Annotated in this window: 24 protein-coding genes and 1 other RNA gene; 11 read left to right on the top strand and 14 right to left on the bottom strand. The window is 52.2% G+C overall.

Annotation, left to right across the window (positions count from 1 at the left end; translation table 11 throughout):
* Window positions 1–133: 133 nt before the first annotated feature.
* Window positions 134–901 (top strand): substrate-binding periplasmic protein, encoded by a 768-nt coding sequence (locus tag AACW30_RS13050; RefSeq protein WP_200622741.1) that lies wholly within the window; start codon window positions 134–136, stop codon window positions 899–901.
* 54 nt (window positions 902–955) lie between these two features.
* Window positions 956–1,327, top strand: a complete 372-nt coding sequence (locus tag AACW30_RS13055) for a VOC family protein (RefSeq protein ID WP_119742137.1) — start codon at window positions 956–958, stop codon at window positions 1,325–1,327.
* Here the strand turns inward: AACW30_RS13055 and AACW30_RS13060 are convergent.
* On the bottom strand, window positions 1,241–2,200 hold the full coding sequence (locus tag AACW30_RS13060; RefSeq protein WP_200622743.1) for a DMT family transporter: 960 nt from the start codon (window positions 2,198–2,200) through the stop codon (window positions 1,241–1,243). The two genes, AACW30_RS13055 and AACW30_RS13060, sit on opposite strands and share 87 nt — an antisense overlap.
* A 101-nt stretch (window positions 2,201–2,301) precedes the next feature.
* Here AACW30_RS13060 and AACW30_RS13065 point away from each other — a divergent pair, with 101 nt between their 5' ends.
* Together AACW30_RS13065 and AACW30_RS13070 are read left to right on the top strand one after the other, a co-directional pair.
* Window positions 2,302–3,165, top strand: a complete 864-nt coding sequence (locus AACW30_RS13065; RefSeq protein WP_200622744.1) for a LysR family transcriptional regulator — start codon at window positions 2,302–2,304, stop codon at window positions 3,163–3,165.
* Between the two features lie 59 nt (window positions 3,166–3,224).
* A complete protein-coding gene (locus AACW30_RS13070; protein ID WP_200622745.1) occupies window positions 3,225–4,127 on the top strand; it encodes a DUF2167 domain-containing protein in 903 nt (300 codons plus the stop codon).
* Window positions 4,128–4,244: 117 nt separating this feature from the next.
* On the opposite strand, the gene AACW30_RS13075 is transcribed toward AACW30_RS13070, so the two are convergent.
* The 4 genes from AACW30_RS13075 to AACW30_RS13090 all read right to left on the bottom strand — a co-directional run bounded on the left by AACW30_RS13075 (window position 4,245) and on the right by AACW30_RS13090 (window position 7,338).
* Window positions 4,245–4,466, bottom strand: coding sequence for a hypothetical protein (locus tag AACW30_RS13075; protein WP_200622748.1), 222 nt, complete (start codon window positions 4,464–4,466; stop codon window positions 4,245–4,247).
* Between the two features lie 75 nt (window positions 4,467–4,541).
* Window positions 4,542–5,132 (bottom strand): hypothetical protein, encoded by a 591-nt coding sequence (locus AACW30_RS13080; protein ID WP_200622750.1) that lies wholly within the window; start codon window positions 5,130–5,132, stop codon window positions 4,542–4,544.
* 1 nt (window position 5,133) lies between these two features.
* The gene (locus AACW30_RS13085) at window positions 5,134–6,180 is read right to left on the bottom strand and encodes an N-acetylmuramidase family protein (protein ID WP_200622752.1); all 1,047 of its coding nucleotides are present in this window, start codon (window positions 6,178–6,180) and stop codon (window positions 5,134–5,136) included.
* Window positions 6,181–6,336: 156 nt separating this feature from the next.
* Entirely contained in the window at window positions 6,337–7,338 is a 1,002-nt protein-coding gene (locus AACW30_RS13090) for an N-acetylmuramidase family protein (RefSeq protein WP_200622754.1), read from the bottom strand.
* A 448-nt stretch (window positions 7,339–7,786) separates the two neighbouring features.
* On the opposite strand from AACW30_RS13090, the gene AACW30_RS13095 reads away from it, so the two are divergent.
* The 4 genes from AACW30_RS13095 to AACW30_RS13110 all read left to right on the top strand — a co-directional run bounded on the left by AACW30_RS13095 (window position 7,787) and on the right by AACW30_RS13110 (window position 11,800).
* A complete protein-coding gene (locus tag AACW30_RS13095) occupies window positions 7,787–9,082 on the top strand; it encodes a site-specific integrase (RefSeq protein WP_200622756.1) in 1,296 nt (431 codons plus the stop codon).
* 700 nt (window positions 9,083–9,782) lie between these two features.
* Window positions 9,783–10,058, top strand: coding sequence for a hypothetical protein (locus AACW30_RS13100; RefSeq protein WP_200622757.1), 276 nt, complete (start codon window positions 9,783–9,785; stop codon window positions 10,056–10,058).
* Window positions 10,021–10,491, top strand: a complete 471-nt coding sequence (locus AACW30_RS13105; protein WP_200622758.1) for a hypothetical protein — start codon at window positions 10,021–10,023, stop codon at window positions 10,489–10,491. Before AACW30_RS13100 ends, AACW30_RS13105 begins: the two co-directional genes overlap by 38 nt.
* A 418-nt stretch (window positions 10,492–10,909) precedes the next feature.
* The gene (locus tag AACW30_RS13110) at window positions 10,910–11,800 is read left to right on the top strand and encodes a helix-turn-helix domain-containing protein (RefSeq protein ID WP_200622759.1); all 891 of its coding nucleotides are present in this window, start codon (window positions 10,910–10,912) and stop codon (window positions 11,798–11,800) included.
* A 673-nt stretch (window positions 11,801–12,473) separates the two neighbouring features.
* Here AACW30_RS13110 and AACW30_RS13115 read toward each other — a convergent pair.
* Both AACW30_RS13115 and AACW30_RS13120 read right to left on the bottom strand, forming a co-directional pair.
* Window positions 12,474–12,845 carry a hypothetical protein gene (locus AACW30_RS13115; RefSeq protein WP_200622760.1) on the bottom strand — a complete coding sequence of 124 codons (372 nt, stop codon included), beginning with the start codon at window positions 12,843–12,845 and terminating at the stop codon, window positions 12,474–12,476.
* Between the two features lie 406 nt (window positions 12,846–13,251).
* Window positions 13,252–13,833, bottom strand: coding sequence for a hypothetical protein (locus tag AACW30_RS13120; RefSeq protein WP_200622761.1), 582 nt, complete (start codon window positions 13,831–13,833; stop codon window positions 13,252–13,254).
* A gap of 105 nt (window positions 13,834–13,938) precedes the next feature.
* On the opposite strand from AACW30_RS13120, the gene AACW30_RS13125 reads away from it, so the two are divergent.
* The 3 genes from AACW30_RS13125 (at window position 13,939) to AACW30_RS13135 (ending at window position 15,218) form a co-directional block, all read left to right on the top strand.
* Window positions 13,939–14,160, top strand: coding sequence for a helix-turn-helix domain-containing protein (locus tag AACW30_RS13125; protein ID WP_200622762.1), 222 nt, complete (start codon window positions 13,939–13,941; stop codon window positions 14,158–14,160).
* 32 nt (window positions 14,161–14,192) lie between these two features.
* Complete coding sequence (locus AACW30_RS13130; protein ID WP_200622764.1) at window positions 14,193–14,396, top strand: hypothetical protein; 204 nt, start codon at window positions 14,193–14,195, stop codon at window positions 14,394–14,396.
* A gap of 90 nt (window positions 14,397–14,486) precedes the next feature.
* Window positions 14,487–15,218 (top strand): recombinase family protein, encoded by a 732-nt coding sequence (locus AACW30_RS13135; RefSeq protein ID WP_234452454.1) that lies wholly within the window; start codon window positions 14,487–14,489, stop codon window positions 15,216–15,218.
* Between the two features lie 391 nt (window positions 15,219–15,609).
* Here AACW30_RS13135 and AACW30_RS13140 read toward each other — a convergent pair whose 3' ends face one another.
* From AACW30_RS13140 to AACW30_RS13170, 7 genes are all read right to left on the bottom strand, one after another.
* On the bottom strand, window positions 15,610–16,086 hold the full coding sequence (locus tag AACW30_RS13140; RefSeq protein ID WP_234452455.1) for a TIGR02391 family protein: 477 nt from the start codon (window positions 16,084–16,086) through the stop codon (window positions 15,610–15,612).
* Window positions 16,076–16,765 carry a DUF5343 domain-containing protein gene (locus AACW30_RS13145; RefSeq protein WP_200622772.1) on the bottom strand — a complete coding sequence of 230 codons (690 nt, stop codon included), beginning with the start codon at window positions 16,763–16,765 and terminating at the stop codon, window positions 16,076–16,078. Before AACW30_RS13145 ends, AACW30_RS13140 begins: the two co-directional genes overlap by 11 nt.
* A gap of 322 nt (window positions 16,766–17,087) precedes the next feature.
* A complete protein-coding gene (locus tag AACW30_RS13150) occupies window positions 17,088–18,212 on the bottom strand; it encodes a DUF4062 domain-containing protein (protein ID WP_200622773.1) in 1,125 nt (374 codons plus the stop codon).
* A 177-nt stretch (window positions 18,213–18,389) separates the two neighbouring features.
* Window positions 18,390–19,529, bottom strand: coding sequence for a DNA-processing protein DprA (locus AACW30_RS13155; protein ID WP_234452456.1), 1,140 nt, complete (start codon window positions 19,527–19,529; stop codon window positions 18,390–18,392).
* A complete protein-coding gene (locus AACW30_RS13160) occupies window positions 19,526–20,779 on the bottom strand; it encodes an HAD hydrolase-like protein (RefSeq protein ID WP_200622775.1) in 1,254 nt (417 codons plus the stop codon). Before AACW30_RS13160 ends, AACW30_RS13155 begins: the two co-directional genes overlap by 4 nt.
* Before the next feature lie 244 nt (window positions 20,780–21,023).
* An RNA gene (ffs, locus tag AACW30_RS13165) (signal recognition particle sRNA small type) lies at window positions 21,024–21,120 on the bottom strand.
* A 115-nt stretch (window positions 21,121–21,235) separates the two neighbouring features.
* Window positions 21,236–22,399, bottom strand: a complete 1,164-nt coding sequence (locus AACW30_RS13170) for a zinc-binding metallopeptidase family protein (RefSeq protein ID WP_200622777.1) — start codon at window positions 22,397–22,399, stop codon at window positions 21,236–21,238.
* Between the last annotated feature and the right edge of the window lie 4 nt (window positions 22,400–22,403).

The raw sequence follows: 22,403 nt of genomic DNA on the forward strand, positions 1-22,403 counted from the left end.
CGAAAACCGTCGCAACTGGGAAGCGGAATCCGGTAATGCTAGCGGAGCAAGGGGGAAATTGCATCCGGCACGCTCGTCTAATCTGACTAAGCTCTGCTCAATGGCCCCGCAAAGGCCTGAACCCGGAGAGTGTATGCGCGTAGTCCTGGGCGCCTTATGGATGATTTCCCTGGCCAGCCTCGCGGCACCTGCGCCGTTGCGTTTCTCGGTTTCCGACAGCTGGGCGATGCCCATGGCCCAAGTGGAGGACAGCCAGCCCACCCAGGGTATTTTGTATGACTTGATGGTAAGCCTGGCCACCCAGGTCGGGCGCCCGGCCGAGTTTCACGTGCTGGCGCGGGCACGCATCGCCAACGCCATGGCCCATGGCGACATCGATGTGCGCTGTTATGTCGCCCAGACCTGGGTCGACAGCCTGTCCGGCGACTACACCTGGAGCGTGCCGCTGATGGTGCAACGCAATGTGCTGGTAGGCCGCCACACGGCGCCGCAGCCTGCAGACGTGGACACGCTGACGCCTCAGCCGATCGGCACGGTGCTCAACTACCGCTACGCTGTCCTCGACCCACTGTTTGCCACAGGCCAGCTCACCCGTGATGACTCGCGCAGCGAAGCCTTGGTGCTGCAAAAGCTGGTCGCCGGGCGTTTTGAATACGCCGTCATTAACGAATGGATACTCGAGCGTTTCAATTTGAACCTGGCGCCGAACGAGCGGCTGCAAAAGGTCGCAATCATCGACGAGCAAAGCCTGGGTTGCATCGTGCGCAACGACCCGAACGTGCCGGTACAGCGGATCTTGCGTACGCTGCTGCGGATGAAGATGTCGGGGGAAATCGACGACATCATCAGCCTGTACACCGGTGAAGGTGCGCGATCACCGCTCACTCCTGACAAGAACTGACAGGGCATCCCCTTAGACTGGGCGCACTTGACCGCCCATTTCCAAGGAGCCTGCATGCCCACCGTCGCCCATTACTTCCTGCTCTACGTCGACAGCCCGGCCACCAGTGCCAACTTTTATAGCCGCCTGCTGGATAGCCCGCCGCTTGAACTGAACCCCACCTTTGCCCTGTTCATGCTCGACAACGGCGTAAAGCTGGGGCTGTGGTCGCGGCACACGGTGGAGCCAGCGGCCCGGATGACCGGCGGCGGCGGCGAAGTGGGCTTTTGCCTGCCAGACCAGGCCGCCGTAGAGGCCCTGCACGCTCAGTGGGTGGCGCGTGGCGCAACCATCATTCAGTCACCGACCCCTTTGGATTTCGGCTACACCTTTGTCGCTCAGGACCTCGACGGCCACCGGCTGCGCGCGTTCTGCCTGAGCGACTGACCGCCAGCGGCCCTCCAGGCCGATGGCCGCCACGCTGGCCAGTACCATCACACCGCCCAGCATCACCTGCACGGCAATGTGCTCGCCCAGCAGCGTCGCGGCCATCATCATGGCGACCGGCGGGATCAGGTACATCGCCACCGACGCTCGGCTGACCTCGACGTGTTTCAACACATAGGCCCAGGCAAGGTACGCCAGGGCGCTGGGGAAAATGCCAAGTATCAGCACCGCGAGGTTTTCCGGCGCCGGTGCCTGCTGCACGGCATCAGCCAGGCCTGGCAAGTTCACGCACAGCATCAGAGTGCCCGCCCACACCATGTAACACGCCATGGTCAGCGGGCTGTAGCGATGGGCATAGTGCTTCTGGATGGCGAAATACACGCTCCATGACACCGCCGCCAGCACAATCAGCAAACCGCGCGGGTCAATATCGCCCACGCCATGATCGCCCCAGATCACCACCAGCACGCCAAGCAGGCCCAGCAACACACAACCCCAGCGCCAGGCACTGACGCGTTCTTTCAAACACAAACTCGCGATCAGCACGCTGAACAGTGGCGCCGACTGCGCCAGCACGCTCGACGCCGCCGCCGTCACCCATTGCTGCCCATAATTGAGGCTGGTGTGGTGCAAAAACACGCCGAAGAACCCCAGCACCAGTAACCACGGCAGATCGTGCAGACGCGGCCGGCCAATGCCCACCACCCATGCCACACCGCCCATGAACACCGACGCAATCAGAAAGCGCAGCAACGCCAGTTGGCCGGGGCTGTAACTGCGCAACCCCATGTGCACGCCAATCGGCGAATAGGCCCAACAGAGGATGACGCCGGCGATGACTAGCGTAAGCTTTGCGGGTGACGGGGTATTCATCGGCGACGTCCGGCAACTGAGTAGGATGCCGTCAGTCTTGGCCCAGGCAAGGCGCAGGACAATTAAGCGTTTCTGACTTCTGAAATCACTGGAACTGAGCAATGGAACTGGCCCAACTGAAAATGATGCGAGCCGTGGCGCAAACCGGCAGCGTGGCCCAGGCCGCCCTGCAATTGCATTGCGTGCCGTCCAACATCACTACGCGGATCAAGCAGTTGGAAAGCGAGTTGGGCACGCCCTTGTTTATCCGTGCCGGGCGCGGGCTGGCGATCAGTGCCGCCGGGGAAATCTTCCTGGACTACTGCGAACGCATTCTGGCGCTGGTAGACGAATCCAAACGTGCGGTGGATGCCGACGCCATCCCCCGCGGCACCTTGCGCATCGGCGCAGTGGAATCCAGCGCCAGCGGCCGCCTGCCGCCCTTGCTGGCGGAATACCATCGGCGCTACCCGGACGTCTCGCTCGAACTGGTCACCGGCGCCTGGGCGCAGTTGCTGGACGACCTGCAACACCATCGCCTCGACGTGGCGCTGGTGGCCTGTGGTGGCAAACGCGCCAAGCTTGAACACAGCGTGGTCTACAGCGAACGCCTGGTGCTGATCGCCAGCGCGTCCAGCGCCCCGATCACCAGCGCCGAAGACCTGGCCGGTCGTACGCTGCTGGTATGGCCAGCGGGTTGCCCGTATCGGGCGGCGCTGGAGAACTGGGTCAAACCGCATGCTTTCAAACCGAGCATCGCCAGCTATGCCAGCTGGGGCACGATCATCGGCTGTGTCAGTGCGGGAATTGGCGTGGCATTGGCGCCGGAAGGCATCCTGGCCCGTTATGAGCAGGCCAATCAGTTGGCCTCCTACCGGTTTGAAGAGCTGCAGGCCGTGGACAACCTGCTGTTTTGGCACAAGGACACCCAGCGGCACTTGGCGCGGGACGCGTTTGCCGGGCTGCTGCGGGAGACTTTTGGCTGACCCGAGCAGCGAATTTCAGTATTCTTCCGCGAAATTAATTCAAAATGTAAGGGACTACCATGAATTACTTCCGCGTGCTGATGGCGGCGGCTGCGCTGAGCCTGTCTGCCCTACCTGCCTTTGCTGCCCCTGCGCCCACGCCCGCCGAAGCCAGCGCGCCGGCTGAAACGGCTGAACACTTCCTCGCCTCACTCAAGCAGAAGACCGGCACGGTCACGCTGCCCAGTGGCATTGCCACGCTCAAGCTCAACGACGAGTTCTACTACCTCGACCCCGCCGATACCGAGCGCCTGTTGACCGATGGCTGGGGCAACCCACCCGGCTTCAAGACCCTGGGCATGATCGTGCCAAAAGCAGTCAGCCCCTTGTCGGAACGCGGCTGGGGCGTGATCGTCAGCTACAAGGCTGATGGGCACGTTTCCGACGAGGATGCGGCGAAAATCGACTACGCCGAACTCCTCAAGCAGATGCAGGAAGAAGATGAGGAAGACAACCAGCAACGCCAGAAACAAGGCTACGCCGGCCTGCACCTGCTGGGCTGGGCCGAACCGCCGCGCTACGACGATACCACTCACAAAATGTACTGGGCCCGCGAGCTGAAAGCCGACGACGCCCAGCAGACCACCCTCAACTACAGCATCCGCGTGCTGGGCCGTGAAGGCGTACTGGAACTCAACGCCGTCGCCGCCATGGCCGACCTGCCCACCATCAAGCAGGAAATGCCCAAGGTGTTGGCCTTTACCAACTTTACCGACGGCAACCTGTACACCGACTTCAACCCCAAGACCGACAAGCTGGCCACTTACGGCCTGGCGGCCCTGGTGGCCGGCGGGATAGCGGCCAAGGCCGGGTTGTTTGCCAAGATCGGCATCTTCCTGCTGGCGGCGAAGAAGTTCCTGGTGGTCGGCGTTGTGGCGCTGTTCGCTGTGATCCGCAAGCTGTTCAACCGCAACAAGGCCTGAACCCCGGGCATAAAAATGCCGCAACGTGCATGACACGTTGCGGCGCAGGGGTTGGCTCAGTGCTGCGCAGCAGGCTCTGGCTGCTGCGCGCCCGAGCAAGGGTTGACGATCGCAAACTCATCCACAGCCGCCATCCCTGGTTTGTAGCCCGGCACCGTTACATAACGCAGCGCCCTGGATACCGGTGAACACCTTCTGCTGATGGCTCAACAGGTAATCGAATACCTTGCCTTTCATCGGGACGTTGAGTGCGCCACGCGGCGTGATCGGGGCAAGCATGAAGGCATCATCGTGGGTAAACACGTAGAAGGTTTCGGGTTTGCCGCGGCCCTGCGTCACTTTTGCGCACATCACCTCATCGACGCGCAGGGTTCTGACCGGCAGGTAGGACTTTCCCTGGTAGAGGGTCGCGGTTCAGCTTTTGGGCGCAGTCAGGCGGCTGTATTGATCCTGGCGGATCCAGCCGGTGAACGAGCGGTCCTTGGCATTGGTGAATTCAACCTGGGCCCAGCCATCCTTGTAAGCCAGTACGCCGACCACATCGTCCTTGACGATATACGGATGCTTGCCCGCGTTGTCGCCAGGGGTTTTGAGCAGGTAAGCCTTGTCGGCAGTGACCGTCACCAGGCCGATCCACTGTTTGCGGGCGGTTTGGGTCAGGTCCAGCCCGGTGGCGATTTCCGGCATCAGCACGCTGAGACAACCGGGGTGCTGGCGGCCTTGTTCCACGGTCAGCGTCACGCCGTCGGACGAGGCCGTCACGCTGCCAGGGTAGGCGTCATCGACCCAGGTCGTCAGCGCGTCGGGCGCGCCTTGCAGGTAAAACGTACAGGTGCGGGTTACGCCCTCACCCAACTCCTCCGAGTAGAAACCTTCGACTTGATGCTCAGGGGTGACCGCCAGCATCAGCCCTTCGTACTTGCCTGAGTGCAAGGCTGTTTCGTCTGCACATGCAGGCGCGATAGCGCACAACGACAAAACACCCACTGCCAGAAAACGCATCATCTTATTTCTTCCCTTCCAGTGCTTCGTAGGCCTTCTTGATACGGCGGTCATAGTCGCCGTAATCCTCGCCGTTATAGTTGCGCGCCATGGCCACGTAGTCTTTGTCTTTCATGGCTTTGATCAACGCCGGGCTTTTGCTGCAAAAACCGAGGAACGCCTTTAATTGGTTGCCGGCATTGATCTTTAATGCCGCGGCGAATTCAAACACGGTCTTGTAACCACAGGAGGCATAGTTGAACCCCATGATCTGGAACATGCCCCAGGACGCCGACATCAAGGCCGCTTCCTGATCCAACGCAAAGGCGGTGGCCATGGTTTCCCAGGCCTTGGCCTGGTCCTTGTTGTTGACTTGCCACTGTGGCCCGGCCTTCCTCACGTAGATATACGACAGCAGTGGGTGTGCCTGGTCATAGATGTGCTTGGTGTACTTGCGAAACAGGTGCCCTTCAAAAGCGATCACCGGCAACTTGGCCGGCCCGAAACCGGAACGCCCGCCGGACTCCACAGTGGCGAACGCCTTGATGATATTCACCGAAATACCGCTGCCCAACTGCGTGGCGGCGTTCTGGAAGTCGGTTTCGGTGAGCGTCATGCCGCCGTCGCACGTGGGCTGGAGCATCAATTGCCGGTTGCGGCGCTCGGCCTCGACCATCGCACGCATGCGGTCCAGGTAGACATTGACGGTGGCCTGCACCGCATCGGCGTTGTTATTGCCGAACGCGTTGAGAAAGCTTGGAATGCGCATCGTCGGAGACGCCTTCACCGGCACTTTCACCGCTTCTTCGATCAGGCTGTTGAACGTACGGCCGGTGGGGTCGATCACCCCATCAGGATGCGCGTATTTAAGGTGGCGAAACTGATACTGACTGATGCACTGCACCAACTGGCCGTCACACTTGCCGTTTTCGGCCAGCGGAAAACCCATCTTGGGAATGATCAAATTGAATAAATACTGGATGCACTGAACATCGGCAGGCAAGTTGCGCGCTTTACCCGGCGCGCCCACCGAAGCACTGATAAGACGGGGCAACCCTTGCAGGCTTTTCATCACTGACATCCTTGTAAGTTAAAGAAGTGGTGGCACTTCAATATCAATGCAGCGCTCTTGTTACACCTTGAAACAAGCGGCTGGCGGAAACTAACAAGATGGTTTTGGGTTGTCCAGTGGGCGCTTTGCACGTTGTGAAACAACCGTCATGCACGGCTACTTTTTCCTCTCCAGCGCCTCAAAGGCCTTCTGGATTCGCTTGTCGTAATCGCCATAATCCGCCCCATTGTATTGGGCGGCCATGCCCGCGAAGTCCTTGTTCTTCATGGCCTTGAACAACGTCGGGTTCTTGCGGCAAAAGCCGACGAACGCCATCAGTTGCTGGCCGGCGTTGAGTTTCATCGCGCTGACAAAATCGAAGACGCTCTTGTAACCGCAGGCGGCGAAGTTGAAGCCCATGATCTGAAACATGCCGTACGACGCCGACATCAACGCCGCCTCCTGATTTAACTTGAACGCATCGGCCAGGGTCTGCCACGCCACCGCCTGGGTTTTGTTGTTGGCTTTCCATTGCGGGCCGGCTTTCTCCCGGTAGGCGTATGACAGCAGGGGATAGGCCTTGTCGTACTTCTGCTGGGTGTATTTGCGAAAGATGTGGCCTTCATACGCGATCACCGGCATCTGGGCCGGGCCGAAGCCGGATCGCCCACCCGATTCCACAGTGGCGAAGGCCTTGATGATGTTCACCGAAATACCGCTGCCCAGTGCTGTCGCGGCGCTTTGAAAGTCAGCGTCGGTCAGCGTCACACGTCCATCACAGCTGGCTTTTGTAACCAACTGCAGTGTGTCTGCTGGGGCGGGAGCAGGCGCCGGAGGGCGTGGCGGGGTTGGGGCGGCAGCGGCACCGGCCGAGTCGTTGGCCGGGGTCACGGGAGTTGCCTTGCGCGCGTCTTCGAGCAGGGTGCTGAACGTTCGGCCTGCCGGGTCAATCACGCCGTCGGGGGTGGCGACCTTCAGACGACTGGATTGGTAGTCCTTGATGCGCTGGACCAGCAGCGGGCCGCACTTGCCATCCACCAGCAAAGGCGACGTGGGTTTGGGGATGATCAGGTTGAATAGATTCTGAATGGATCGAACATCATCAGAATCATTGCGGGCCTTGCCGGGGGTGCCGACGGAACCGCTGATACGACTGGGTAAACCTTGGAGGCTGTGCATGGCAATCATCCTTTCTGATTGAAGGAGTGCCATCACTTCTTTACTACTCCAGCACCACGGTCATTTTTTGAAAAAAACGCATGATTGACGCTAGCAGACGGTCGAAGGTTGTCCAGCAAAAAGCCGTCATCGCTGCACACTACAGATGGGCAGATGACTGAAGAGACATTTTTTGATTTGAAACAGAGGGCGTTGCGGGAGAGCGTTATGGAGGCAACCCCACCAGCCACACCCCGGCACACAATGTTCCCGCTGTGGCTGCTGCCTTCCGGCTCTGACCAGATGGCATGCAAGCATGCTCGGGTATCGTTGAAAGCCATATGGGATAAGGGTGTCAGGCATTTGAGGTTGTCTCTAATCTTCCGTGCCAACACCCGGTACGGACAGTCAGAAATCGGGGTGTAGCCAGCACTGTCACACACAGCTGTCACACATCGGTGTCACACATATGGCCTACATAATCCGTCGCGGAGCTTTCTACTATCTGAATCTGCGACTGCCTAAGCATCTCTTCCCGAGCTGTCACACATTGCGCTTAAGCTTGAATATCAGCACCCGACAACCGGCAACCTTCCTTGCGTCCTCGCTGGCCCAACGAGTCCATCACTACCTGACAGAACATCCCACAGCCGACCTTGAGATGCTTCGCTTGCTCTGTTCTCAGTGGCGTGACACTAGCCCTACACCTTCAATTCCTGAGCGCCCAAGCGGCTCCACAGAGCCTCAAAAGCTTCGCAGAAAAGGTGGGCCGACTCTCGCTGAGCTCGCGAAGAAGTACATCAAGGAAGGCAAGGCTGGGGGGACATGGCGAGAGGTCAGCACTCACGAAGTTGAGCGCGCATTGCGGGACCTGTTCGAGCTGATGGGCGACATGTCCGTTTCCGCGTTCGACGCGCAGCAAGCTCGCCTACTGAAAGATCGTCTAAGCCTTTGCCCTCAGTATTTCGCCCTCCTCCCTCAGTTCAAGGGCAAGACGTTAGCTGAAGTCATTGAAGCAGGCGGCACGTACAAAACCATCACCGCCGTGACCGTGAATAACCGTCTACGCAAGCTCTCGGCATTCATGAATTGGTGCAAGTCGAATGGTTACGTTACCGAGAATCCATTGATGGGACTCAAGGTGATGACGGGATCAGCCAAGGAAGCACGTCTGTCTTTTGAACAACATGACCTAAGAACCCTGCTCAATCTGGAAGCACTCAAGACTGAAGCCCTCAAACATCCTTGGCGGTACTGGTTGCCGCTCCTCGGAAGGTTCACAGGTGCCAGATTGGAAGAACTCTGTCAGTTACACGTTGCTGACTTCATCAAGTTGCATGGAGTCGATTGCATTCGGATCGATGATGGTCACGAGTCTCAGAAGCTAAAGAACAGTAGCAGTCGGCGAACCCTACCAATCCACCCCGCATTGATTCAACTCGGACTGCTCGACTACGTGGACAATCAGCGAAATCAAAACTCAGATCGTTTATTCCCAGAGCTGGAACCTGTACGTGGAAAACTGGGGCACGCACCGTCAAAATGGTTTAGCCGGTATCGGGCCAAAATGGGGATCATCGACCCCAAGAAAACCTTTCACAGTTTCCGTCACACAATGATTGATGACCTACGTGATGCGGGCGTACAAGACTCACTGATCAAGCGCATCGCTGGTCACGAAGACGCCGCCGTAACATTCGGTGTCTATGGCAGCCGCACTCCTATCAAAGCGATGGTCGAAGCAATCAAAAACCTCAATTTTTAGTTAAGAAATAATTTAAGAAAGTGCTTGACTAACCGACCAACAGTATTGACAAAAAGCACTAATTAGTGTATGATTATAAAACTTAGGAGAAAAACTAATTCTGCGCATGCTCAGTATTCTCGAATGTCCTTTGCCCCCCCACTGACGATAGATTTTTCTTCTAGATATCAGTGGCTGTATTAGTTTTTATCCACCAAATTCAAAAGGTCTTACTTCACGGCTAGACCTTTTTTATTGTCTAAAAAATGATTTAACAACCGCAAAAATTTATTACCACCAACTCAATGGAGGATTAACTATGCCTGAAACAAAGAAATGTTCCAGTTGTGGAACCAGCTTAGCTAACAAAAGAAGTCACACACGAACTTGTTCAAATACTTGCCGCTGGCGAGTGTGGCAAGCTAAGCAATCATTTAGAGTGCAAGTTAAGCTGATGTTTAGCAAAGCCAGCTATGAGCTTATTAGAGGTAGCGCCGAAGCTGTTGGCGAGTCTGTCACTGACTATCTACAGGCTCAAACAATTGCAGGCTTTAAATAATGCGAATTCAATTGAATGATGAGGCAATCAATCAGCTTGGCTTTATTATGGATCGTGCTGGTTATTCAAATCAGCAACACTGTCTTCAGGTTATGATCAGTTCGGTGGCGAACAACTTAAGGCGTGCCGAATGCAAGAAAAAAAACAAGAGGATTCAACGCAATGAGTAATATAGATTACTTTATGGCGGGTCTATCACGAGCTGTCGTGCGAGTAAATGAGCGGAGAGATAAAAAGGCGCAACATACGCAGAAAATAGAGAGCAAAGGCGAGTTTAGTGGTGACGCCGCCTTTAGTAAGACTAAGATAAAGCCATCTGTCTTCAAACTGACTGACGAGCAATACAAAACAATCATTACCTCAAAAATGATTTCACATATTAAAAAGAAAGGAGCTATGAATGACTATTCGTATCACGGGCGCCCCTCGCCAATTTAATCAAGCCGAGCTTGAACAGCGCCAAGCTGGATACCACCATGCATACAAGGCCACTAATCAGTGTTGTGAGTCTGTGCGTGACGATATCGCGCTTGGGTTCATCAACAAAATCATTGAGTTAAATTCGCAGGGTTATGTGCTTTCAATTAAGTACCCGATCACGACAGATCCTCTGTCATACCATGCTGCAATGATCAAGCCTGAACACGTACAAGCTCTAGACCTTGAGGTAATAAATGAACGTGTAAAGCAAGAATACATCGCTGAACTGCAAGCTGAGCATGCCCAATATAAAGAGCTCTTAGAACGACAGCTGCTTGAGAAGGCAGAGAAGGCAGAGCAAAAGAAAGTAGCAGACAAGCAAGCCAAGTTGATTGAGTCGATCCGGAAAGAGGTTAATGAAGCCTACGGAGGAGAATTGATCATTCCCTAATGATGATTGTTAATCCTTAAGGCGCTGAAAGCCTCTGTGAGCGATTTAAAATGACGAGCAATACCGCATGGCCTCGGCAGCGTATCAACGCTGTGCGGGGCTTTTATGCGCTCTCAAGAAAGGCATGAGGTCGGCACGAGCAACATCTCGTTCTTAGTTGGTTGCTCATTGTTTAATGACTAAGCAACCAACGCGCAAGTCGAGAAAGCAAACAAGAAACTTCTCGACAAATGCGAATCATTCGCGTATAAAGCCACCCTTACAGATAGCACGCAAAAGTATCAAATCAAGCCTCATGCACTCGTTTGGCTCATCCCAGACTAGGATCGCATGGGTTTTTGTGCGTCTGTGATTTACCAAAACCAATGGCAGCTACCCCGAGAGGAATGCCTATGAACTAAACAAAGGAGACTAATCCATGCATCATGCCGTCCCGTGCCAGCACCACAACGCTGCTTCGCCACTTACGTTGGCAGAGCTTCGTCAAGTCCGCGATGAAAACCAATCTATTCGCTGCGGCGATTCGATAATTGATAAGAGAACGGGCGAGATTATTGGTTGCTATACCCGCAAAAAGCTACTACACGAGCCACACATTCACCCCACTAAAATAGGGAAGAAGGTTGCTCAAGGGTCACGCTATACGATCAGTGATGACGGCACGCCAGTTAGGGTTGACTCGACGCCAGAGATTGCACCACAAGGCTCAGCAGAAATTATCGAGTTTCCCTCACAATCGACCTCAAAAAAATCCAATGCTGGGGCGAAGCCAAGTGTACTTACAAATCCTATTTCGGGATTCTTGCAGTTTTTCAGATTTGACGGCCATGCCACCCATTGGATTGATGATTACATCACAGGGGCGTGCGGCTCACAGGTAGAGCATGAAGGTAGTGACTCGCTGACTACTGGTCGATTCAACGTGGCTCCTAGTGATGTCAGAAGAGTTCTATACCTACCCAAAATTTCCACCGAAGCGGCTGCCGAGGTTCTTTGCAATCATAACTTAATGCCTATGGGTGTCCGTCAGGTTGAACGTGTCGTACAGGCTGCAAGAATAGCACTTGGAGGTTTAATGTTTCACCTCGACAGACATCCGAGCCTGCTAGAGCAGTTTGACTGCAAGATCGATTTTGACCAGTTCTGGTTTGAGCGCAAGGCGCAACTCTCGGGTATATCCATTGAGCAGATCGAGGCAATGAGCCTGTTCAAGCAAAACAAAACCATGTCGATCCAAGATGTGGCTAGGCGGTTTGGAGTGAATAGAAATACGGCAAGCAGATGGAAGAAGGTTGCGATGCACAATTAACGACAGATTATATAAGAGAGCAAAGCGAACGATGCTTTGACTCTCGGGAGATTGTCCCGATGAATGCTCAGTTTTCAGGGAGGTCATCCCCGAAGCTGTGTCCTTGAGAAAGTTAAAAGAAAGATGGGATAAAACCCATCAAAATAAAAAGGAGGATGACCATGTCGTTACCACGACATAGATGTATATTTCTTAGTATATAATCACTATCGTAGTTACGATAGAAGTAAAATTCTGAGTAAACTCAGGAGAAAATCAAGAGCCGAGAGGGCTTGCGCTCACCCTCTCCTCTGAAAGCATTCGCCTTCGGCTCACTTGCTGACACTTATTGTATTGGAAAGTTAAAACTCTATAAGCAATTTCTGATTTGCAATCAGACATGTAAGCAATCACCTCTGTGTACACACAGAACAATTAGATATCACTGTGCATTGCACAGAAGAAGATCAAGAGCTAAGAGGGCTACGCTCATCCTTTCCTCTAAAAGCATTCGCTTCGCTCACCTGCTAACACTGGTTGTATTGACGACCTACAAATCTCTAGAGCTCACTTCTGATTGTCAACCAGAATATGTAAGCAATCTCCTCTATGTACACACAGACAATTAGATGTTGCTGTGCGTCGCACAGAAGACGAAACTACGGATTCCTAGCTTTTAAACAAGTCTTAATAGCTAAGCATCGAGCTCCAATTTACTACCACAATGCTTGCACTTAATCGCCTCCGCTCTTACAGGCTCAGCACAGAACTGGCACTTCTTCATGCCTCCGAAGCTTCCAATATCAGCAGCCATTTGCTCTTTGTTTTTAGCCATTATTGCCCAAAAAAAACCAACAACTGGGCAGAGGAAAGCAACAACCCACATTGCAAATGGCTTAGCTTCCATGTTATTTCCTAGAGAAAATGAAGCTATCATCATCAGCGGCACCGCAGGGGCAACCATAGAGAAAAATAGAAGTAAACCAGAGCGTCCTTTTTTGTTTGCAATAAACGAGATAAGAACGCATAGAATGATAAATACAATAAGCCAGTGTATAGGTTCCATTTGAATTTCCCTAAATCTAAAAATATTCTGTTTGTCGCGTTACGCTTTGTTTTACTGAACTAAGAATCCCTATGTTTGCTGAGGGCTTATTTTCGCTTTTTAATAGTGTGCTGCCTGCATCATTTTATTTCGCCTATGTATGACTGTAGGGAGCGTCCCGCACATCACCATCTGCGATTGACCCTTACTTGCCATCAAGTATGCAGATACTGGGCAACGGTGAACAACGTGATCATCCAAGGCTTTATCAGGTGCTTTATCAGGGGTAATAACTGAGCCAATACACCGATATTCTTGAGACAGAGCGGCTGTGCACCTGATTGTACGCAGCCTTTAGCCAATCCTGACTAAGCAGCGGTCATGTCCTCTACGAAATCTTAAAATTTAAACAACTCAGCACAGGCTTTCAAAGTTTTGAAGCATTTTCGTTTACTTTTCCACGCTCACCTCTCAAAGCTTCTACAGCGACAGATTTATTTATTACTGATATGGAGCTAGTATCAATATTATCGCTATACTTTCTCAGGATAATTTGTACTTTCTTACCTTCCCAATATGATTTTTCATTTTGGAACGTGGCACCAACCTTCGTCTTCACCATCTCCGTCTTTTGACTTTGTGGACCCCCGTATTTTTGAGTGAGTAAAACGACCACCGCATCGTAATCATCTATCTTCGTGTTGAGTACAATTTCTCGGATCAAGGAGTCATACGTCAACACGCCAGCTGTATAGCCATGCAAACCTAGAGAAGGCACGGCAAACAGAGGGTAGTAACCTTGAAATGGACGTTGATAACAAATTTCGGCAGGAACACTGTAGTCCGCTGGGCACTGCTTCATCTGATAAATCAGTTTCTCATCAAACTTAATGCCTAAAAATGTGGTGGGCTCTTGAACCCATGGCGTAGGTTCAGCATTTTTCTTAGCCCCATACGCCGAAGCTGCCAAACAAAGAATTGCCAATGCCGTTGATAGCTTTGCGTTCATTACAAACGTCCCCTTGCAAGCCTTCATAAACTGCCCTCATGTATCATTTAGTGTGTCAACATTTGGTGTGTTCACGATTAGAGCACAGACGCCCATCATTCGGGAATGCAGACAAACCAAAATCTCAGAAAGACCTTCGGGCAACGTGTGCGTGAGCTACGCAGCAGTCAGGGCTTCAGCCAAGAAGCATTTGCTGATAGGTGCGGCTTTGTACGAACGTACATGTCGCGAATCGAGACAGGCACAGCGAACCCCAGCCTTGAGGCCGCCAAAGTGCTTGCCGACGGTCTGGGTCTCTCCCTCTCGGAGCTGCTACAAGGGCTCTGACGCCCATCTCCCATGGTTCACGGATGACAAACATGCAAGACAACATAGCCACAGCAGATGTACTAACCCTTCTGTGGGAAGGGCAACTGGCCTGTGCGGCAGCCATTGAAGAATTGGCATTGTGGGCGAGGACGACAGGCTCACCTGATGCTCATGAAAAAGCACTACACGCACTCGAAACTCTAGATGCGAACGCTTCCGCCATTTGCGCCGGTATTCTCAAGCTTCGGGCATAGAAAATAGCCGAAGAATAAATATTACAAACCTAGAACGACCTATCACGATATGTTATATTCAATGCCAGAGATATCCTCAAGAGCCAATTCATGACCAGCCACGCAGCCAACACAATCAAAGTAGTGAGCTACTACCGTGTGTCGAGCTCATCACAAGGGGAGAGTGGATTAGGTCTTGAGGCTCAACGTGAGTACATCCAACGTGCTGCCCAGCAAAACGGCTGGAACATTGTCGGTGAGTTTGTTGACGTGGCGTCGGGCAAGCTGGCAATCGAGGATCGTCCCGAAGGTGCCAAGGCTCTGATCCTGTGCAAACAGGCGAAGGCTCAGTTGGCAGTAGCCAAGTTGGATCGTCTATCTCGCTCCGTCCATCACATCGCCCGTCTGATGGAACAGACAGAGTTCAAAGTGGCAACCATGCCTCACGCTAAACCTTTTGAACTTCACTTGTTTGCAGCACTGGCTGAGCAGGAGCGATCCTTCATCGCCAGTCGTACGAAAGAAGCTCTAGCTGCCCTACAGGCTCGTGCTGATAATGGTGACCCACAGTCGGTTGAGAAGATTGCACGCCGTACTGCGGCACTGGAGAAAGGTCGTACCGCTACTAACCGGGCTAAGGCTAGCGAGGCAATTCAAGAGCGCGTGATCCACTGGCAAGAATCTGTGCGTGATCCGATTGATCTGTGCATCCGCAAGGGCGGTCGTACACTTCAACAGGTTGCTGATTGCTTGAATGGTAAAGGGATAACCACTAGCCGGGGCGGTGAATGGTCTTCGATCCAAGTAAGTCGAGTAATGAAGAACCTTGAACTTCAATTCTAGCCGAAGTAAATCACCTACCCCTCCTAAGACAAAGATAAGCGCTTAGAGCGCATGACACTAGCATTCATCTAACACCTCCTAAACGCGATCCTGCGCGGGCTCACAGCTATTTACTTCACCCCCACCCACTCTCGGATTCTGATATTCATGAGGCGCCCCCCACCGTATATGCCAGCTATGGTCGAACACTATCCCCCAATATCCATCGGATTCCAGCACCACTATTGAGCAGTCGCAGTTCGGGTTGCCGACTCTGATTTTCAGGGGGGTTTAACGAGCAGGTCGGTGAGTTTGAACGATATTTGGAAGATAATTGAAGGAGTGGCTATCGCCACTGGCTGAAGCTGGGCTTTCGTAGCGTGCACTACTGAAAAATACGTGCCATTTGCACTCAAGAAAAACCACTTTGCTCGAGCCTTCTAAGCAACAGTGAAGCAAACGCAAGATGATCCAAGCAGGTGTCAGGATCGTCACTGAGGTTTATCTCGTGACCTCGGGGGTTCCGAATGGCCATGACCGCCCCACTGAAAAGGAAGCTGTAACCTTTCTGCTCGTCTCGGCCGCTAGTGGTTGATAAGTCAGCAAGAGTGAGCATCGGTTTGGTTTCGTTGAAGGCATTCATCATAAGCTTAAAACCCGACTCATCCACTTGGCATAGCCGCTGCACAAGCTTGTCAATTAGCTTAAATGCTTCGAAGGTAGATTCTGCACAGTGACCGTTGTCAAAAAGTTTTTTGACCTTACCATAAAAACTTTGATGAATATTTCTTAGCTCAAATGGATGCAGGGCAATGTTTTTGGCATCACTTCCGCCATCAACTACCTCTTTTGTCCTGCGGACTATCTCTTCGAAGAGATTAAGAGACATTGCCATTCAGGAGGTTCTCTCTGATGCTCTTAAAGATACGGTCGTAAGTCTCTTGATCGCCACCAGCAGGTAGGTTGATCTCTACCCTAACAGTGAGCGCCATAGCAGAAGATTGAGATGCAGGCTGAGCCGAATAAATAGGCAATATAGCTTCGACTTTCGGTTGCTGCGGAGTAGCTTTGGAACGTGAAGCGCGCGGAGGAGCGGATGTATCTGTTGCCTTAGACTTGAGTGAAGGCGATCGCACTGTACCGTCTACTTTTCCAGAAAGCATGCCAAGCGCTTGAAAAGTCGCGGCCTGCTTCTTACCTACGACGTCGCTCGTATTGTCGGTATGCCTGAAGTAAGCAATGAGTTTAGTTGTCGGAAGCGTCCAAGCATCTTCCCCATACAACCCAAAGAGCTCGCTATATGCTGAAGAAACTATGTCAGCAAAGCCTCGCTGGAACTCGTTATCATCATGCTGGCTAAAGACTGAACCGACTTTTTGACCTTTTTTACCATCTTCACCTAACACGCCAAGAAATCGCAGCGTGCTCAACACATAGCTTTCGTTATTAGGTGCTATTCCGAGCTTTTTCATCGTGTCCGCCCCGAACTGAGGAGGGAAAGACTTTCGAAGCTGAGAAACGGTCTGTGTTAGCCCTGAAATTCCGGAGTACGGGTGCTTATCTGCCATGATTTTGTCCCTATCATTTAGACCCAGCGTCTGAAGCTACCGTTAACTACAGCGGGTGTCTAGTGGATTCAAGAGACCGCTCCATCAGCCCAGCCTGATCGATACCCCCCCAGGCCGCCAGTTAAGCGAAAGGAGTTCGACTAGTTGTAAATGACCTACCTACCAAGCACATTCTGGTTGAAGCCAAAGAACCAATCAGATCGATCATAGATGAGACCAACAACATCTCGACACCTCTCAAAATTAGAAGCTAACTCACCCGCCCTAAATCAGTGTGGAACTCACCTAAGTCACATTCGAGCGAACGAAGTGACTGATTAGGTCACTTCTGAGCTACACTCCCTTCTTCAAGTCTGTCGAGTGTGGACTCATCATTGCCAGGCTCATCACCCTCCTCCCAGTCTTTGTATTCCCCTTTTTGAATCGCTCGAAGCTGCACAAGCATGGAATCCCCAAAAGGTGTAAGACTCCAATAAGTTCGAGTATCCTTTACACTACGAGCTTTTTTGCTCTGCTCAATAATCCCAAGGGCACGAAGTTGAATTTTTATAGTTTGCACATCACGCGGCTCTACCACAAAATTTCGAAAATTTTTGTACTCCGCCAAATCCTCATGAAGATTAAGATTCTCAAGGAGCTGAGACTTCACAAGTTGACAAACCTCCACCCGAAATTGGTCATCATCAATCTCGTCCAGCATAAACGGGCCAAGCCCTTCTAGCAGTTCGTTCCAAGATAAAACGGTTTGACGGTTAAAACTCCACACTTCCCCATCAGCATCGCGCGCTTCAAACTTGAAATCAATTGGATATACTTCCTCCCCCTGGGCCAACCCCTCACTTCCTTTAGGTGCAGAAAAACGGCTTTCAGCAAGTTTGGCTTGAAGATCTTCAATAGTTTTACGAAGTCGCAGAACTTCAGTCGCTGCTACAGCATCCGCTGCCTTATCAGCTCTTATCCATCCAGGCATTGGATGAGTGCCAATCAACCGAACCAAGCTACGACTCACAGCAGAGCCAAGATCAGATGGACTCTCCCAGTACTTACAGACCTTCTTTTGAGCTAACTCTCTGAAGCTCTTCAGCAACTCAACAGATGCTGGAATTGACTCAGACTTACCAACCGAAATATTTACTGGCGCCTTATGCAAAAATGCGATCACCGGCTTTCCAGACTCGACTGCATATCGATATTCTTGCTCAGTGTAACTGATCCCCTTAGGGCCAATTGAACCGTATCGCCCAGCAATTATGACAATATAGTAATCACACTCATCGATCACTCGCTTTATAAGCGTCCATTGATCATCATCAGTCGCAGGAAACAACTCCATTCCAGCAGGAATACAATCCAACTCCAAAAGAGCTTGCATTATTTCCTGCCGTTCCTCTCTAAGATCCTCATAAGTCGAACTGACAAAAACTTGATAACGGCGATCATTAGACATAAATACTTCCGTGTTGATTTTTTGCATTCATTGGGGTAACTGAGCAGAAGCATAAAACCGCAAAACAATTATGAGCACTCACTCCAAGCACTCTGACTATTCACTCCTGATCGCCTGTATTCCCGCAAGGAGCATATCATCAACAGACGTGTAAATAAAAAATGGTTTCTTCTATCATTACAGCAAACTATTTTGGTGAGTCAATGGCTTGTTACTTTGCTCATCAGCTTTATCCTCTTCTGAGCTTTTATCATCCCTACCGGAAGGAGCCACATTATCGATATCGAGAATCTCCGAATCTTTAGTTTGCGCCCCGTGCCCCACTTCCACTGGCGGCGTTACCGTTTTATTCGAGGAAGTTTCTAGCGAGCCCAACAATGGCTGCAAAAGCATGCTTGGATAATCATTTTTCGTACGCAACACTATTATATTATTCAAATGCTCTCGCTTGCACTTCAGCAAGTTAGCCTTATCAACCCACTCACCTTCAGCAATGAGTAAATTTGCCATAATTTTTGACTCTTTGTTGTTCCTGTCAATAGATGTCGGCAGTGGGATGGCGAGCCAACGCTCATAATCAAGAGCAGCACGCGAAGCATGCAAACTACCTCCCTTTACATCAGACTGGATCATCACTACACCTTGAGCCATTCCAGCCTGAGTTCGATCACGCTTTACATACTGTTGTGAAAAAACTTTTCGGCCAAAAGGATACTCCGAAATCAACGCCCCTCCACCTTCAAGAATATCTTCGGCAAGCTTTCTATGTTGACTTGGAGCAATCATTTGCAGGCCATGCGCCAATACGGCAACGGTATGGCCACCAGAATCGAGAGCGGCCTTATGCGCTAAGCCATCACATCCTAGAGCCAAGCCACTTACTACACTCCATTGATTCTCAACAAAATATTCCGTTACTCGTCGTGTAATTACCTCGCCATGAGGCGTAGGCTCTCTTGTACCTATGATAGCAACTGACCGCAGAGGGCAAGCATAAAGCTCCCCGCGAACATATATAATAAACGGATCATCTTTAGTTGCCGCAAGCAAATGTGGATAATCATCATCTAGAGCACTTATAATCTTAGATTCGTACTTGCTTGCCAAACTAACCTGAGCATCAGCCTGCTCATACGCAAGCTCCCAAGCCTCAGATGAAGCAAGTACTTTTCTCAATGGAACACATACATTCGCAATTTCATCAACCGACAAAAACTCAAAATTTGGCACGCTCGCAACCTTCTTCAAAGCCGCAGGTCCGATACCGGCAAGCATTGAGAGCGCTAAAAGCTTTTTAGTTGCGACAGAAACCTTCATCCATTACCTACATTTTTGGTCAAAGCGAGTAGTGTGACACTAGCTGCACCTGCCGCTCGCAAATAAATATCTGAGTAAATTAAAGAGGCACCAGAAGTAACTACATCATCAATAACCACGACATGCTTACCAGCAACCCCTGACGCCGGACTTGCTCTTAGAAAATCGCGAACATTCTCAAACCTTTCAACTCGATTTAACCCATTACCATGATGGGACTGTGCCCCTGGCAGATACATTAAGAGGTTCGGATTGAACTCTATGTTTTCGATACCCATTGAAACCGCAGCATGAGAATTAGCGATCTGAGCTACCATTGCCTCCAAACGCTGCACACGCCCAGGCTTAGCTGGCACCACGGTTATCACTAAGGTCCCTATACCACAAGCTAGCAGAGGGATATTTTTCAATATAATGCTTCGAATAAATGATCGGACTGCCTCTATCCAGTAATCGGGAACCGCCATCACGTTTTTCATATGATGGATATCATTCGTCACAGCATGCCAAATCACCCTCTGCTGTGCGTCTTTGGAAAAGTGCCGGCCCAACGAGTAAATTTGCGTTGCTTGTCCATCTTTCAATAGGGCATTGAAATGCCCCGTTTTTCCAAATCTATGAGCTCTCTCACCGTCAAGCTGACCATTGAGCGCTTGCAATCGCTCTGCGACAAGGAGGTAATCAAATGGCCTTACAAGAACCTCCATCAACTCGTCAGCGGAGTGAATAATAGCGTCGGGAAAACGTTCCAGCGCGTACCAATCGTCTTTTCGGCGTGGGTTTGGCCATGTGCTTTGATCAAGCACGCACCAACAACCCGCATCGTAAGCTGCCTGTATATCGGACTTACCATCCCCAATCAGCCATACGTTTTGTGATGCAGCTACCCCAGCTACGCGCATAGCGAGTAGTACGCCCTCACCGCTCGGCTTGGTACGCGTTACACATTCGTGCGCAACTAAAGTCGTCCAATGAGTATTCGGGTATGCCAATGCCAAAAGGGTTTCCGCGTAATGCCTAGGAGACCTTGTAAATACACCAAGACAAGCTCCAGGAAAACGCTGCTGTAGCGCCAGCAGGTGCTGCTCACTGTAAATTGCCCGACCGGGCAGCATTCGAAATTGAGCGCTGAGCCTCTGAACATACTCCGGGGATTGCCTATTCAGAAATTCACGCCCTCGATAAGGCTCAAGATCACCTGTACGAAGGAGGGTGTCGTCAAGATCAAACAGAATCAGCTCGACTGGCATCATTCATCCTTGATAAATGCTAAGAAAAGCAGAAGCTATCAAAAAGCCATCGATACCAGCAAGAAACATTGGCGACGTGATGCATTTAGCACCGTAATGCAAAAGAAAAAGATTATGAAATTTAAGAGTCTTCGAATACGCTTGCACATGAATGCACCACTACGGTGTACATATACGCTGTCACGCTTCGGCTTTTTTGACTGAGAATTCCTTGAGAATTCAAGGACTTACGTTATGGAGGCAACCCCACCAGCCACACCCCGGCACACAATGTTCCCGCTGTGGCTGCTGCCTTCCGGCTCTGACCAGGTTCACGGGTAATCGTTGCGGGGGGACCGATGGGGTCACCATAACGACGCTCGCCTCTCGGCAAGCCGCGCCATTGTACCGATCTCATCGGAAGTTACAACCGTTGGTTCAGGATTAAAAAATCAAGGGGCTCAAGCACTTGTGCCGTTACAGAATCACGGCTTCATCTGCCTTGCCGCCCTCTTCCTGGATGACCAGGTGAATAAAGTGCAGCTTGGCGATCACTGCCGGCGGCAGCACAAAGGGATAAAAATCCGGCTGGCCCATGCTGCGCGACAGTTCGTTGAGCATGCCGGCCAGTTCGATCCAGGCGTTGACGAACGACAGGAACGCCGCACCGCCTGGGTGCTCAGGGTCGTAAAGGGTGCTGAGGGGAAACGGCTGGTAATCCAGGTCCATCTCACGGGCACTCATGCCAAAGCCCAGGGCGGTGTCGACCGCGTCCATCATGTGCAGGTAGTGGGCCCAGGTTTCGGCCCAGTCTTCCCAGGGGTGCATGGTGGCGTAGGCGCTGACGCAGGTTTGCTGCCAGTCGGGGCGCGGGCCGTTCTGGTAATGATGGTCGAGGGCATCGGCGTAGCTGGCGCGTTCGTCGCCGAACAAGGCGCGAAAAGGTTCGAGCCAGTGGGTATCGGCGATCAGGCGGTCCCAGTAGTAGTGGCCGACCTCATGGCGAAAGTGCCCAAGCAGCGTGCGGTAAGGCTCGCGCATTTGTACGCGGACTTTCTCACGGTGGGCGTCGTCGGCTTCCTTGATGTCGAGGGTAATCAGACCGTTGGCGTGGCCTGTCATTGGAGCATTGCCTTCCAGGTCGACGCCGACAAAGTCAAAGGCCAGGCCGTTGTCTTCATCGACGCTCTTGGGCACCACTTGCAGGCCGAGGCTGATCAATTGCGCGACCAAGCGGCGCTTGGCGTTTTCGACTTTGCGCCAGCGCTCATGATTTTGCGCAATAGAAAGGTCGGGAATGGTGCGGTTCAGACTGCACGCCACGCACAGCGGCGCCGTACTGTGCGCCGGGATCAGCCAGTTGCAGGCGGCGGGAGTGTCGAGGTTGGCACAGCGACGGAAGGCGCCGGCGTCAAGGTTGTCGTCTTGCAGCCAGGTCCCGACAACCGGGCCCGGCCGTAAAGACGATAGGCGGCTTTGCTGCGGCTGATAACCGAGCAGCGCCTGGCACGCCAGGCACTGGCTGTTGCGAAAGAACAGGGACTGGCCACAGCGGCACTGCCAGACTTTGCTGTTACGAGATGCGCCCGCCGTGAAGGGTGCTGCGATGCGTGAACTGAGTTGCTCAAAATAGCGGAACATGGCG

This window comes from Pseudomonas sp. MF6747 (assembly GCF_963890955.1).
Classification (GTDB): domain Bacteria; phylum Pseudomonadota; class Gammaproteobacteria; order Pseudomonadales; family Pseudomonadaceae; genus Aquipseudomonas.

Coding starts and splice junctions, on each gene's coding strand:
- AACW30_RS13050 (WP_200622741.1), top strand. CDS start 134: ATGCGCGTAGTCCTGGGCGCCTTATGGATGATTTCCCTGGCCAGCCTC.
- AACW30_RS13055 (WP_119742137.1), top strand. CDS start 956: ATGCCCACCGTCGCCCATTACTTCCTGCTCTACGTCGACAGCCCGGCC.
- AACW30_RS13060 (WP_200622743.1), bottom strand. CDS start 2,200: ATGAATACCCCGTCACCCGCAAAGCTTACGCTAGTCATCGCCGGCGTC.
- AACW30_RS13065 (WP_200622744.1), top strand. CDS start 2,302: ATGGAACTGGCCCAACTGAAAATGATGCGAGCCGTGGCGCAAACCGGC.
- AACW30_RS13070 (WP_200622745.1), top strand. CDS start 3,225: ATGAATTACTTCCGCGTGCTGATGGCGGCGGCTGCGCTGAGCCTGTCT.
- AACW30_RS13080 (WP_200622750.1), bottom strand. CDS start 5,132: ATGATGCGTTTTCTGGCAGTGGGTGTTTTGTCGTTGTGCGCTATCGCG.
- AACW30_RS13085 (WP_200622752.1), bottom strand. CDS start 6,180: ATGAAAAGCCTGCAAGGGTTGCCCCGTCTTATCAGTGCTTCGGTGGGC.
- AACW30_RS13090 (WP_200622754.1), bottom strand. CDS start 7,338: ATGCACAGCCTCCAAGGTTTACCCAGTCGTATCAGCGGTTCCGTCGGC.
- AACW30_RS13095 (WP_200622756.1), top strand. CDS start 7,787: ATGGCCTACATAATCCGTCGCGGAGCTTTCTACTATCTGAATCTGCGA.
- AACW30_RS13100 (WP_200622757.1), top strand. CDS start 9,783: ATGAGTAATATAGATTACTTTATGGCGGGTCTATCACGAGCTGTCGTG.
- AACW30_RS13105 (WP_200622758.1), top strand. CDS start 10,021: ATGACTATTCGTATCACGGGCGCCCCTCGCCAATTTAATCAAGCCGAG.
- AACW30_RS13110 (WP_200622759.1), top strand. CDS start 10,910: ATGCATCATGCCGTCCCGTGCCAGCACCACAACGCTGCTTCGCCACTT.
- AACW30_RS13115 (WP_200622760.1), bottom strand. CDS start 12,845: ATGGAACCTATACACTGGCTTATTGTATTTATCATTCTATGCGTTCTT.
- AACW30_RS13120 (WP_200622761.1), bottom strand. CDS start 13,833: ATGAACGCAAAGCTATCAACGGCATTGGCAATTCTTTGTTTGGCAGCT.
- AACW30_RS13125 (WP_200622762.1), top strand. CDS start 13,939: ATGCAGACAAACCAAAATCTCAGAAAGACCTTCGGGCAACGTGTGCGT.
- AACW30_RS13130 (WP_200622764.1), top strand. CDS start 14,193: ATGCAAGACAACATAGCCACAGCAGATGTACTAACCCTTCTGTGGGAA.
- AACW30_RS13135 (WP_234452454.1), top strand. CDS start 14,487: ATGACCAGCCACGCAGCCAACACAATCAAAGTAGTGAGCTACTACCGT.
- AACW30_RS13140 (WP_234452455.1), bottom strand. CDS start 16,086: ATGTCTCTTAATCTCTTCGAAGAGATAGTCCGCAGGACAAAAGAGGTA.
- AACW30_RS13145 (WP_200622772.1), bottom strand. CDS start 16,765: ATGGCAGATAAGCACCCGTACTCCGGAATTTCAGGGCTAACACAGACC.
- AACW30_RS13150 (WP_200622773.1), bottom strand. CDS start 18,212: ATGTCTAATGATCGCCGTTATCAAGTTTTTGTCAGTTCGACTTATGAG.
- AACW30_RS13155 (WP_234452456.1), bottom strand. CDS start 19,529: ATGAAGGTTTCTGTCGCAACTAAAAAGCTTTTAGCGCTCTCAATGCTT.
- AACW30_RS13160 (WP_200622775.1), bottom strand. CDS start 20,779: ATGCCAGTCGAGCTGATTCTGTTTGATCTTGACGACACCCTCCTTCGT.
- AACW30_RS13170 (WP_200622777.1), bottom strand. CDS start 22,399: ATGTTCCGCTATTTTGAGCAACTCAGTTCACGCATCGCAGCACCCTTC.